This is a genomic window from Cryobacterium sp. TS_SC_7 (assembly GCF_056156285.1).
The window spans coordinates 1,867,661-1,879,376 of record NZ_CM149589.1 but is presented as its reverse complement, the minus strand read 5'-3'; the positions used below and the strand labels follow the sequence as shown (position 1 = coordinate 1,879,376).

General features: G+C 65.7%; 13 protein-coding genes. 7 read left to right on the top strand and 6 right to left on the bottom strand.

Features of this window, described 5'->3' with window-relative positions; all coding sequences use genetic code 11:
- Window positions 1-30 precede the first annotated feature (30 nt).
- From lysS to cls, 4 genes are read left to right on the top strand one after another with little or no spacing between them, the layout of a single operon-like run.
- Entirely contained in the window at window positions 31-1,539 is a 1,509-nt protein-coding gene (gene lysS / locus AC0J5J_RS08700) for a lysine--tRNA ligase (protein WP_474897558.1), read from the top strand.
- A gap of 7 nt (window positions 1,540-1,546) precedes the next feature.
- Window positions 1,547-1,717, top strand: a complete 171-nt coding sequence (locus AC0J5J_RS08695; RefSeq protein WP_166785438.1) for a hypothetical protein — start codon at window positions 1,547-1,549, stop codon at window positions 1,715-1,717.
- A gap of 43 nt (window positions 1,718-1,760) precedes the next feature.
- Window positions 1,761-1,937 carry a hypothetical protein gene (locus AC0J5J_RS08690; protein ID WP_166785439.1) on the top strand — a complete coding sequence of 59 codons (177 nt, stop codon included), beginning with the start codon at window positions 1,761-1,763 and terminating at the stop codon, window positions 1,935-1,937.
- Between the two features lie 6 nt (window positions 1,938-1,943).
- Window positions 1,944-3,407, top strand: coding sequence for a cardiolipin synthase (gene cls / locus AC0J5J_RS08685; RefSeq protein WP_134422733.1), 1,464 nt, complete (start codon window positions 1,944-1,946; stop codon window positions 3,405-3,407).
- Between the two features lie 61 nt (window positions 3,408-3,468).
- On the opposite strand, the gene AC0J5J_RS08680 is transcribed toward cls, so the two are convergent.
- The 3 genes from AC0J5J_RS08680 to AC0J5J_RS08670 are packed head-to-tail and all read right to left on the bottom strand — an operon-like array spanning window position 3,469 to window position 5,422.
- Entirely contained in the window at window positions 3,469-3,822 is a 354-nt protein-coding gene (locus AC0J5J_RS08680) for a DsrE family protein (protein ID WP_474897556.1), read from the bottom strand.
- Window positions 3,819-4,682, bottom strand: coding sequence for a cytochrome c biogenesis CcdA family protein (locus AC0J5J_RS08675; RefSeq protein ID WP_134422737.1), 864 nt, complete (start codon window positions 4,680-4,682; stop codon window positions 3,819-3,821). The genes AC0J5J_RS08680 and AC0J5J_RS08675 overlap by 4 nt, the downstream gene beginning before the upstream one ends.
- Window positions 4,682-5,422 carry a DsbA family protein gene (locus AC0J5J_RS08670; protein ID WP_134422739.1) on the bottom strand — a complete coding sequence of 247 codons (741 nt, stop codon included), beginning with the start codon at window positions 5,420-5,422 and terminating at the stop codon, window positions 4,682-4,684. The genes AC0J5J_RS08675 and AC0J5J_RS08670 overlap by 1 nt, the downstream gene beginning before the upstream one ends.
- A gap of 71 nt (window positions 5,423-5,493) precedes the next feature.
- Between AC0J5J_RS08670 and AC0J5J_RS08665 the strand changes: the two genes are divergently transcribed.
- Window positions 5,494-6,252, top strand: a complete 759-nt coding sequence (locus AC0J5J_RS08665; RefSeq protein WP_474897555.1) for a GntR family transcriptional regulator — start codon at window positions 5,494-5,496, stop codon at window positions 6,250-6,252.
- Window positions 6,253-6,350: 98 nt separating this feature from the next.
- On the opposite strand, the gene AC0J5J_RS08660 is transcribed toward AC0J5J_RS08665, so the two are convergent.
- Together AC0J5J_RS08660 and pgi are read right to left on the bottom strand one after the other, a co-directional pair.
- The gene (locus tag AC0J5J_RS08660) at window positions 6,351-7,271 is read right to left on the bottom strand and encodes a 5'-3' exonuclease (protein WP_474900205.1); all 921 of its coding nucleotides are present in this window, start codon (window positions 7,269-7,271) and stop codon (window positions 6,351-6,353) included.
- Between the two features lie 123 nt (window positions 7,272-7,394).
- Window positions 7,395-9,122, bottom strand: coding sequence for a glucose-6-phosphate isomerase (gene pgi, locus AC0J5J_RS08655; RefSeq protein ID WP_134422741.1), 1,728 nt, complete (start codon window positions 9,120-9,122; stop codon window positions 7,395-7,397).
- Window positions 9,123-9,306: 184 nt separating this feature from the next.
- On the opposite strand from pgi, the gene AC0J5J_RS08650 reads away from it, so the two are divergent.
- Both AC0J5J_RS08650 and AC0J5J_RS08645 read left to right on the top strand, forming a co-directional pair.
- Window positions 9,307-9,723, top strand: a complete 417-nt coding sequence (locus AC0J5J_RS08650) for a LexA family protein (protein WP_474897553.1) — start codon at window positions 9,307-9,309, stop codon at window positions 9,721-9,723.
- On the top strand, window positions 9,716-10,996 hold the full coding sequence (locus AC0J5J_RS08645; RefSeq protein ID WP_474897552.1) for a Y-family DNA polymerase: 1,281 nt from the start codon (window positions 9,716-9,718) through the stop codon (window positions 10,994-10,996). Before AC0J5J_RS08650 ends, AC0J5J_RS08645 begins: the two co-directional genes overlap by 8 nt.
- Window positions 10,997-11,008: 12 nt before the next feature.
- Here the strand turns inward: AC0J5J_RS08645 and AC0J5J_RS08640 are convergent, their stop codons facing one another.
- Complete coding sequence (locus tag AC0J5J_RS08640; protein WP_474897550.1) at window positions 11,009-11,614, bottom strand: TetR family transcriptional regulator; 606 nt, start codon at window positions 11,612-11,614, stop codon at window positions 11,009-11,011.
- Window positions 11,615-11,716 lie beyond the last annotated feature (102 nt).

Genomic DNA, 11,716 nt, shown 5'->3' with positions numbered 1-11,716 from the left:
GCCCGGCCGCCACCTGCCACGGAGAACCGCATGAGCGAGCAGCAGAACCCAGAACCCACCGAGGACGAGACCAACGAGCAGAAGGCCGTGCGTCTGGCCAAGCGTGACCGGCTGAACGCCGCGGCGACCAGCCCCGCCGGCGGCGCCTACCCGGTGTCCGTGCCCGTCACCGACACGATCCCGGCCGTGCGCGCACAGTTCGGCGACCTCGAAGCGGATGCCGTCACCGGGGTCATGGTCGGCCTCGCCGGCCGCGTGGTGCACCTCCGCAACACCGGCAAGCTCTGCTTCGCCAGCCTGCAGTCCGGCGACGGCAGCCGGATCCAGGCCATGATCTCCCTCGGTGAGGTGGGGGAGGAGTCCCTCGCCGACTGGAAGGACCTGGTCGACCTCGGTGACCACCTCTTCGTCTCCGGTGAGGTGATCTCCTCCCGCCGCGGCGAGCTCTCCATCATGGCGACGGAGTGGCAGGTCGCCGCGAAAGCGCTGCTGCCGCTGCCGAACCTGCACACCGAGCTCAGCGAGGAGACCCGCGTGCGCAGCCGGTACCTCGACCTGATCAACCGCGAGCAGGCCCGCCGCAGCGTGATCCAGCGCTCGCAGACCGTCGCGAGCCTGCGTCGCACTTTCACTGAGCGCAACTTCATCGAGATCGAGACGCCGATGCTGCAGGTCATGCACGGCGGCGCATCCGCTCGCCCGTTCACGACCCACTCCAACGCCTTCGACACCGACCTCTACCTGCGGATCGCGCCGGAGCTGTTCCTCAAGCGCGCCGTCGTCGGCGGCATCGACCGGGTCTACGAGATCAACCGCAACTTCCGCAACGAGGGCGCCGACTCCACCCACTCGCCCGAGTTCGCCATGCTGGAGGCCTACGAGGCCTACGGCGACTACAACTCGATCGCCGACCTCACCCAGACCCTGATCCAGGATGCCGCGCTCGCCATCGCCGGCTCGCACGTGGTGACCTGGGCCGACGGCACCGAATTCGACCTGGGCGGCGACTGGGACCGCATCGGCATGTACGACAGCCTGTCCGCGGCTGTCGGCTACGAGATTTCGCCGGCCACCCCGCTGGCCGAGCTGAAGGTGCTCGCCGACACGGAGGGCCTCGATATCGACCACCCCATCCACGGCAAGTACGTCGAGGAGCTGTGGGAGCACTTCGTCAAGGGTGGCCTGACCCGCCCGACCTTCGTGATGGACTTCCCGATCGACACCAGCCCCCTTGTGCGCGGCCACCGGAAGATCGTCGGTGTGGTTGAGAAATGGGACCTGTATGTGCGCGGCTTCGAACTGGCCACCGGCTACTCCGAGCTCGTCGACCCGGTCATTCAGCGGGAGCGTTTCGTCGAGCAGGCCCGTCTCGCCGCCGGCGGCGACCCGGAGGCCATGCGTCTCGACGAGGAATTCCTGCGGGCCCTCGAATACGGGATGCCGCCCACCGGCGGCATGGGCATGGGCATCGACCGTCTGCTGATGGCACTGTCCGGGCTGGGCATCCGGGAGACCATCCTGTTCCCGCTGGTGAAATAATCGCGGTATGAGTTCCGAGCCTCCCCGCGAGCCCGCGCCGGGCGAAGCCGAGCCCGGCGTGCCGGCCCGACGCGCCCGCCGTCGCCCGACCCTGCTGGAACTCTCGATCTGGGTGGGCGTCGCGGGAACCGGGATCTACGCCATCGGCACCGGCATCGCGGGGATGCTGGACAAGTAGCACCGCGCCCCGCCCGCCGTTTTCCCGTATCGTTGGAGACATCATGGACAACTTCTGGGTCAGCGCTTTCTGGTCGCTCCTGCCCACCGTCGCGGTCGGGCTCATCTTCTGGATTGTGATGCGTTCCATCGTGCGGGCCGACCGCACGGAGCGGAAGGTTTACGCCCGGATCGAGGCGGAAGAACGCGCCAAGCTCGGGCTCGACAAACCGGTCACCTAGCACCCGATGTTCGGCATCGACATCTCGACCGTCATCCTGGTGATTGCCCTGGTGGTCGATTTCACCATCCGTGTGGTGGCCATCATCGTCGTTCCCCGCAACAGACGGCCCACCTCGGGCATGGCCTGGCTGCTCGCCATCTTCTTCCTGCCGTATATCGGAGCGCTGCTCTTCCTGCTGATCGGCTACCGCACCCTGCCGAAGAAGCGGTTGGAGATGCAGGAGGAGATCAACCAGTTCATCCTCGACAGCACCGAGGGGATCGAGCAGGTGCGCCGCGACCACCCCTGGCCGCCGTGGCTCGATTCCGTCGTCGAACTCAACCGCAACCTGGGGTCGATGCCCCTGGTCGGTGGCAATCAGGCTCGGCTGCTCGGCGACTACGAGAGCACGTTCGCCGAGATGGTGACCGACATCGACCGGGCGCGCAACTTCGTTCACGTCGAGTTCTACATCCTCTCTCTGGATCCGACCACCGCGCCGTTCTTCGATTCCCTCGAGAACGCCGTCAAGCGCGGCGTCACGGTGCGGGTGCTGATGGACCACATCCAGTCGATGCGCAAACCCGGCTACCGCGAAACCCTGCGACGACTCACCGACTCCGGCGTGAAGTGGGAGTTGCTCCTGCCGCTGCAGCCGCTCAAGGGCAAGTGGCAGCGACCTGACCTGCGCAACCACCGTAAGGTGCTGGTGATCGATGGCACGGTCGGCTACATGGGGTCGCAGAACGTCATCGACCGCACGTACAACATGCCCAGGAACATCCGTCGCGGCCTGAAGTGGAAAGACCTGATGACCCGGGTCGAGGGGCCGATCGTGTCGGGTCTCAACGCGATCTTCATCACCGACTGGTACAGCGAGACCAACGACTTGCTCACCCGGGACATCCAGCCCGTGCCGACCGACATCGCGCCGCACTCCCTGGACTGTCAGGTCGTGCCCAGCGGGCCCGGCTTCGAGGGTGAGAATAACCTGCGCCTGTTCCTCGCATTGCTCTACTACGCCCAGGAACGCATCGTCATCACCAGCCCGTATTTCGTGCCTGATGAGTCGATCATGTACGCCATCACGACGGCCACCCAGCGGGGGCTGCACGTGGAGCTGTTCGTCTCAGAGGTCGGCGATCAGGCCCTCGTGCACCACGCGCAACGCTCGTACTACGAGGAACTGCTGCGGGCGGGCGTGAAGATCTACCTCTACAAGGCGCCCTACGTGCTGCACGCCAAGCACTTCACGATCGACGACGAGGTGGCCGTGATCGGGTCGAGCAACATGGACATGCGGTCATTCAGTCTCAACTTCGAGGTGTCGATGATGGTGCGTGGCCGTTCCTTCGTGAAGCAGCTGCGGGAGGTCGAAGACGGCTACCGGGCTGACAGCCGCGAGCTCACCCTGGAGGAGTGGATGAAGCAGCCGCTGCGCTCCACGGTGCTCGACAACCTCGCCCGGCTGACCTCCGCCGTGCAGTAGCCCACACGGACCAAAACCGTCGTCTCGCCGGGCATCGGTGGTCGAGCCTGTCGAGACCGTGTCACACCCGCACGTAGGCCCAACCCGTGAACTGCCGCGCCGCCAGGTGGGCGACGGCCGCCGGCACGACGCCGACGCCGCCCCGCAACCGGCCGGCTTCCATCCCGGCCGATCGCAGGCTGTTGGTACAGGCCACAACCTGGACGGGCCCGCCATCCAGTGCGGCCAAGTGATGCTCGAGCACCGATCCGGCCGTCAGAAAACTGACGCACGGCCCCTGGATCACGAGCTCGACGATGACGTGCGGCAACTGTTCCCGGGCGTTGAGGGCCATACGGATGCCGGCCTGGATGCTCGCCGCATCGGCGCCGCTGACGTGGAGGAGCAGTCCGGTGTCGTTCCTGCGAGCGCTCACGGCCGGGCGATCGGCTCTGCCGGCTGCCCCTGGTCGGCCTGATCCGGATCCGCCGGTCGGCGGCCGCGCAGGAAGGAGATCACGCCGACGACCATCAGCACGCCGATCGCCAGCAGGCCGAACAGAAGATTGGACATGCCCGATGAGGCATTCAACACGAAGGACTCGGCGGCGAACTGATCGCCGATGGTCAGGATGCCCCCCAGTCCGGCCGTTCCGTCGGTCGCCAGGAGGAGCGCACCGATTCCGATGGAGAGCAAGCCGGAGATGATCAGCAACCACGAGTTCCGCCAGGGTCCGATCTGGACCATCCGGGGCCGAAGCCAGCCTCGCTCCGCGATCCGCAGCCGGTCCCAGACCAGCGCCAGCACGAACAGGGGCACCGTCATTCCGAGCGCGTAGATGGCCAGCAGGACACCGCCGTAGGCGGCGTTTCCGCTCACGGCGGCAACCGTGAGTACCGAGCCGAGGATCGGCCCCGCGCACACCCCGGCAACCCCGTAGACCGATCCCAGGAGGAAGACCGAGGCCGACGAGGTGCCCTCAGCGCCGCCGCCGCGGGAGAACGCCGGCAGTCTGATGCCGAAGAGCTGGACCAGGCCGAGTGCGATGACGAGTGATGCTGCGACGATCACGAATCCGGTTCGGTTCTGAGTCAGGAAGGCCCCGAGCGTGCCGGCGAGAACGCCGATCGGCACCAGAGTGGTGATCAGCCCCAGGTAGAAGAGGCCGGTGCGCGCGAGGAGTTTCGTGGGCGTCGAGAACGCGTAGGCGAAGAACGCGGGGAGGAGCAGGACCGAACAGGGGCTCAGCAGCGTCAGGACGCCGCCGATCAGTGCTCCGGCGTATCCGATATCCATTACGGGGTGGCTTCGGCGAGTTCGCGATCAATGGCCTGGCGGAAGACCTCGACGGGTTGGGCGCCGGAGATGGGAGTGTCGTTCACGAGGAACAGCGGTGTTCCCGTTGCGCCGAACGAGTGAGCCTCATCGGTGTCTGCGGTTACGGACTCCAGGAACCCCGGGTCGTCCAGGTCGCTCTCGAAGCGAGCCATGTCGGGCACCCCGATGTCCCGGCCGATCTGGAGCAGGCGCTCCCGTGGAAGGTCGAGGTGAGCCCGCTCGGGGGCATCCCGGAACGTCGCCTCGTTGAACTCCCAGAACAAACCCTGCGCCCCGGCCGCCCGGCCCGCAACGGCGGCGTCGATCGACTCCTGGCCGAAGACGGTCAGGTCGCGCCATTCGATGCGCACCTGGCCGGACTGCACGTATTCGTCGACGATGGTCGGGAGCGTGTCTCGGGCGAAGACGGCGCAGAAGGGGCACCGGTAGTCCGAATACTCCACCAGGACGACGGGGGCATCCGTTTCACCGAGTGCCGTCGGGTCCCCGTCAATTCGACGGGACATGTCGATGGTCGGTTCCTCGGCGCCCTGTTCGTCGGCAGCTCCTGTTGTCGCCCCCTGCTGGGCTGCGCCGGTCTGCGCCGCGTACCCGACTCCCAGCACGGCTACAATCGCGACAGCAGCAAGGATGAAGTACAGGCGTCCGCGTCGCCGGGGGGAGCCCGCTGAACGGTTGGTCGGTGGTGCAGTCGCCATGCTTTTTTGCCCTCCAAGGTGCGTGAACGAGACGTTCATAATGTATATACATTTAGCGAGAAAGGACAGCGGTGACAGGACACGCACAGGTAGACGCGCGCGCCGCTGAGCCGGCTTTGCGCAGGCCTCTCTGGGAGAGCATCGGCGCGGACCTCGCGGACCGCGTTGCCAGGGGTGAGTTCACGGACGGGTTTCCCGGTGAACTCGGCCTGGCCGAGGCGTACGGCGTCAGCCGGGGTACGATCCGCAACGCGTTGCGCCCCCTCAGGGAGGCGGGCGTCGTCAGCGCGCAGAGAGGCAAGAAGCCTCGGGCGATCGTGGGTGGCCGGGGGAGCGCTTTCGGCCCCGTCTACAGCCTGTTCGCGTCGGTGCAGGAATCCGGGATGTCGCAGCGCAGCATCGTCCTGGAGCGACGCCTCGTGACCGATCCGGCCATCGCCGCACGCCTCTCGCTTCCGCCGACCGAGGAGCTGCTCAAGCTGTCGCGCCTGCGTCTCGCCGACGAGGAACCGTTTGCGGTCGATCACGTGTGGCTTCCGGCCGCGCTGGTTCGCCCGCTTCTCGACGTTGACTTCGCCGAAACCGCGCTCTACAAGGAACTCTCGGAACGATGCGGCATCACCGTGGACGGTGGAGTCGAGGAACTGCGCGCCGACACCGCCGCGGCATTGGATGTCGAACGCCTCGGCTGTGCCCTGGGTGCCCCGATGTTTCGCATCCAGCGAATCGGCTACCACCGAGGGGCCGCCGTCGAACTGCGCTGCAGCCATATTCTGGGCGAGCACTATTCCGTGACCGCAACGTTCGGTGCGGGAGTGCCGAGCTCCTAGGCCCGATGCGCCGACAGCGACAGCGACAGCGACAGCGACAGCGAAAGCAAAATCCGGGGCGATCGGGTCACCGGGCCGGCCTGTGCTGTCGGGGTTGATCAGGACAAGGCGGAGAGGGCACCTCGAGCGCGTTTCAGGGAGGAGTCCAGCCCCCACGCGATCGACAGACGCTCCAGCTCGGCACCCTGTTCGGGGGTGCTCGAGCGGATGCGGGCATCGAACGCCGGCAGGGTGAGGTCGCGCACCACATTCACCACGGCCGGGGCCACCGTGAGGTACTGCGCGGCGGCGAGGATCTTCGCGCGCACGGCCGCGCCCAGAGTGGAACTCGGATCGGCGGCGGCCGCCACGATCGCGTTCAGGTCTCCGTAGTCGGCGAGCAGTGACGCCGCGGTCTTCTCACCCACACCGGCCACGCCGGGCAGCCCGTCCGAGGCGTCGCCGCGCAACGCGGCGAAGTCTGCGTATTGTGCCGGGGTCACGCCGGTCTTGATCGTGAGGGTTGCGTCGGTGAGCACTTCCAGTCGTGCCATACCGCGACCGGTGTAGATCACCCGCACGCCGCGCGAGTCGTCGACGAGTTGAAACAGATCGCGGTCTCCGGTGATCACGTCTACCGGAATGTCGGAGTGTGAGGCGAGGGTGCCGATCACGTCATCGGCTTCGTGGTGGGCGGCGCCGATGATGGGAATTCCCAGAGCGGTGAGCACGTCGCGGATGATCGGAACCTGCGGGCTGAGCAGGTCGGGTACAACCTCGATCGACGAGCCCGCATCAGTTGCCGGCTCCGCGGCCACTCGGTGGGTCTTGTAGGTCGGGATGAGATCAACCCGCCACTGCGGGCGCCAGTCGTCATCCCAGCAGGCCACGATCTCCGTCGGCGCGAACTCGGTCGCAAGCCGGGCGATCATGTCGAGCAGCCCCCGCACCGCGTTGACCGGCTCGCCACTGGGCGCGCGCACGGTGTCGGGAACACCGTAGAACGCCCGGAAATACAGGGCAGCGGTGTCGAGGAGCATCCGGCGCTCGGGCTGAGTGGTCACGGGGGCATCCTTGCACGATGATCGACCGAGTCGCCACTTCCACTTTCCTGCCAACCGGACTGCTCAGGTCGGCAGGAAAGTGGCTCCGCCGGGGTGGAGTCAGTTGCGCAACTCGAGGTACTTGCGGATCAGGGCCTTCGTCGACGAGTCCTGGGATTCGAGGGCATCCTCATCGCCGTCGACGGCAGGAGCGATCTGCTGCGCAAGCTGCTTGCCCAGTTCGACACCCCACTGGTCGAAGGAGTCGATGCCCCAGATGATGCCTTCGGTGAACACAATGTGTTCGTAGAGGGCGATCAGCTGGCCGACGACGCTCGGGGTGAGGGCCGGCGCGAGGATGGACGTGGTGGGCCGGTTCCCGCTGAACTCGCGGGCCGGTACGACGGACTCTGTGGTGCCTTCTGCGCGAACCTCAGCGGCCGTTTTTCCGAAGGCGAGAGCCTTGGTCTGGGCGAAGAAGTTCGCCAGGAACAGCGCGTGGACGTCCTGGCCTGGCTCCACAGCGCCACCGTCACCGGTCTTGTCCTTCAGGGCATGGGCCGGATTCGCGACGGCGATGAAGTCCGCCGGGATCAGGCGCGTGCCCTGGTGGATGAGCTGGAAGAAAGCGTGTTGACCATTCGTGCCCGGTTCGCCCCAGAAAATCTCCCCGGTGTCGGTTGTGACCGGTGTGCCGTCCCAACGCACGCTCTTCCCGTTGGATTCCATCGTGAGCTGTTGCAGGTAGGCCGGGAAACGGTGGAGATACTGCGCGTACGGCAGAACGGCGTGGCTCTGGGCCTTGAGGAAGTTGGAGTACCAGACGTTGAGGAGGCCCATCAGTACGGGAACGTTCCGCTCGAGGGGGGCGGTTCGCATGTGCTCATCGATGGCGTGGAAGCCGGACAGGAATTCGCGCCAGTTGTCGGGGCCGATGGCGATGATCACGGACGTACCGATGGCGGAGCAGATCGAGAAGCGACCGCCGACCCAGTCCCAGAATCCGAAGACGTTCTCGGGATCGATTCCGAAGGCTGCGACCTTGTCCAGAGCGGTGGAAACGGCGACGAAGTGCTTGGTGACGGCGTCGTCCCGCGCAGCGTCTGAATCATCGATGGCGCCCGAGCTGAGCAGCCGGGCCCAGAGCCACTCTCGTGCCAAACGGGCGTTCGTGAGCGTCTCGAGCGTGCCGAACGTCTTCGATGCAACGATGAAGAGGGTGGTCTCCGGGTCCAGGTCCGCCGTCTTCTCGTAGACGTCGACGGGGTCGATGTTCGAGATGAAGCGGCACTCCAGGCCTGCCTGCACGTACGGTTTCAAAGCCTCGTAGACCATCACGGGGCCGAGGTCGGAACCGCCGATCCCGATGTTGACGATCGTCGTGATTCGTTTGCCGGTCACGCCGGTCCAGGCGCCGGACCGTACCTTGTCCGCGAACCCGTAAACCTTGTCGAGTGTGGCGTGAACGTCGGCGTCGACATCCTGACCGTCGACGACGAACCCCGTCGGCGGCACGAGGTCGGCGCCGTCCTTCGGGCGGCGCAGCGCAGTGTGGAGAACAGCGCGGTCTTCGGTCACGTTGATGTGTTCGCCGGCGAGCATGGCCTGGAACCTGTCGGCGACGCCGATCTCCGTCGCGAGTTGCACGAGGTGAGTCAGGATCTCGTCGGTCAGGAGATTCTTCGATAGATCAACGGTGAGGTCGGCCGCTTGAAAGGTGAATCGATCGGCTCGTGCTGCGTCGGAATCGAACCAACCGCGGAGATCAGGAGAAAAGCCCTCGGCGAGGCCGGCGAGCTGGCCCCAGGCTTCGGTGGCGGTGGGATCAACGGGGGCGGATTCGATCATGATTTCTCCTGGATACCGGAATAACACTGTGCCCGCGACTCCCGCAGCACAGCGAGGCGAACCGCTCTCAAGGCTACTGCTCACCGCCGTGTCACCGCTCGCTGAGAGACTAGAGCTGTCACGCACAACCGAGGCCATCCGCCCCAGTCAGGAACCACATGCTCACACCAGCCCCATCGTCGATATGACCTCGGGCGACGGCAACGTCTCCGAGGACAAGTTCGCTCGAGCGGCGCCGGAGGCCGTGCACGCCGGATTCCCCTCACCGGCCGCCGGCTACTACGACGGACCCGTCGATCTGAATCGCCACCCGATCCAGGACCCGACGGCCACGTTCATTGTGCGTGTCAGCGGGGACAGCATGACGGGCGCCGGCATCTTCGACGGCGATGAAATCATCGTCGACCGTTCCCTCGACGCCAGCGACGGCAGTGTCGTCGTTGCTGTTGTCGACAGCGAACTCACCATCAAACGGCTCCGGATCGATGAGTCGGGCATCCGTCTGGTTCCAGAGAACCCGGCGTACCCCGACATCGTCCTCGGGGAGATGAGCGAACTCACCATCTGGGGCGTCGTCACCCGGTGCCTGCACCGTGTCTGACCTGCCCTCGATCGCGATCGTCGACGCCAACAACTTCTACGTCTCCTGCGAGCGCATCTTCGATCCACGACTCGAGGGCAAACCGGTTGTCGTCTTGTCGAACAACGATGGATGCGTCATCGCGCGCTCCCAGGAGGCCAAGGCACTCGGTATCGACATGGCCTCGCCCTGGCACAGCATCGCCGCCGAAGCCACCGCCCGGGGCGTCATCGCCCGGTCCAGCAACTACGAGCTCTACGGCGACCTGTCCGCACGGACAGTGGAACTGCTCGGCCGCTACACCTCGTCTCAAGAGGTGTATTCGATCGACGAGAGCTTCATTCGCCTCACCGGCACTCCGCAGCAGGTGTCGGCGATCGCCCGTGAGATCCGCGTCGCCACGAAGAAACTGATCGGTCTCCCGGTCAGCATCGGGATCGCACCGAGCAAGACCCTGGCCAAACTGGCCAATCGCGGCTCGAAGACCGCTCCGGCGCTGCTCGGAGTCTGCAACCTCGCGGCCTACTCGCCCGCCCAACTGACCTCAATCCTGCAGTCCGTCGAGGTTGGTCAGGTGTGGGGTATCGGAGGCCGCACGGCGAAGAAATTGATCGGCTTGGGCATCTACACCGCCGCCGACCTCCGTGACGCGGATGCGGCGGGCATTCGGAGACGTTTCGGGGTTGTCCAGGAGCGGGTTGTTCAAGAACTCCGCGGTATCGACTGTCTGCCGCTGGAGGAGATGCCGGCCGACCGGGAGCAGATCCAGTTCTCCCGCTCTTTCGCGATACCGATCAGCACAGTCCCGGAACTCCAGGAGGTCCTGTCCGTTTACACGCAGCGAGCTTCAGCCCGGCTGCGCCGGCAGAACTCCCTCGCCCGTCTCATGCGGTGTTATGCGTCAACCTCGCCCTTCCAGGACGAGCACGTGACTCATGCCGTCTCCCTCGCGTTTCCCGACCCCACCGACGATCCGGTCGTAATGTACCGGGCTGCACTCACCGCCCTCGGTCCGCAACTGCAAGCGCACCGGCAGTACGTGCGCGTGGGGGTGAGCCTGCACGAGTTCTCCTCGCGAGACACCCATGCCGCCCTCGACATCTTCGACACCAACCCGGCCCCCTTCGCCGCCGGAGACGTGCTGGACTCCATCACCGCGAAGTACGGCCAGGAAACCCTGGGGCTCGGCCTGGCCGGGTTCAAGAGCAACCGGGCCTGGACCATGCGGCGGAACATGGTCTCACCCCGAGCAACCACGCACTGGGATGAGTTGGCCACCGTCTTCGCCCACTGACGGAGGAACGCGCTAGTTGATGCGGAATGTCGACATGGCGTCGTCAAGGTATTCGCCGAAGGGCTGATCCTGGCTCGATTCGAGCCAGGCCGTTCGGGCCGCCTGCATGCACGCGAACGCTGCGCCGACGACGGCGGCAGGTTTGGGATCGTTCCGCCCGCTCGACTGATCCGCCATCCGCGTGGCGACGCGGCCCACCAGGATCTCCTGAACTCGTTGCATTTTCTCGAGGTAACGGGCATGGAGTTGCGGGCTGCTGCGCACGATGCGTTCCATCGCGTCATTGCGTGCCCGAGCATGATCGTCCTGCACGTAGTCCAGGGTGAGGTCGAACATGCGCCGCAGAGAGTCCCACACCGGTTCGTCAGCGGGTCGGGCATCGAGCGCTTCAGCGATCCGATCGCCGAAGAGGTCGTACTTGCCGATAACCAGGTCGTCTTTCGATGCGAAGTAACGAAAGAAGGTGCGCTTGGACATGCCGGCGGCGGCGGCGATCTCGTCGACGGTCGTGTTTTCGTAACCGTGCTCCAAGAAGAGGTCCTGCGCAACAATGGTGAGTTCGGTCTGCGCGAGACGGCGTGTTCGCTCTCGGATGGACTGCGGGATCGTCTCGGACATATCCCCAGCATACTCCCATGGGCGCGAAGTTGACACCGAGTGACACTACCGGCATATAGTTGCCTCAGTGGCGTCAAGCGGCGCCCAATGTCGAAGGAGTAA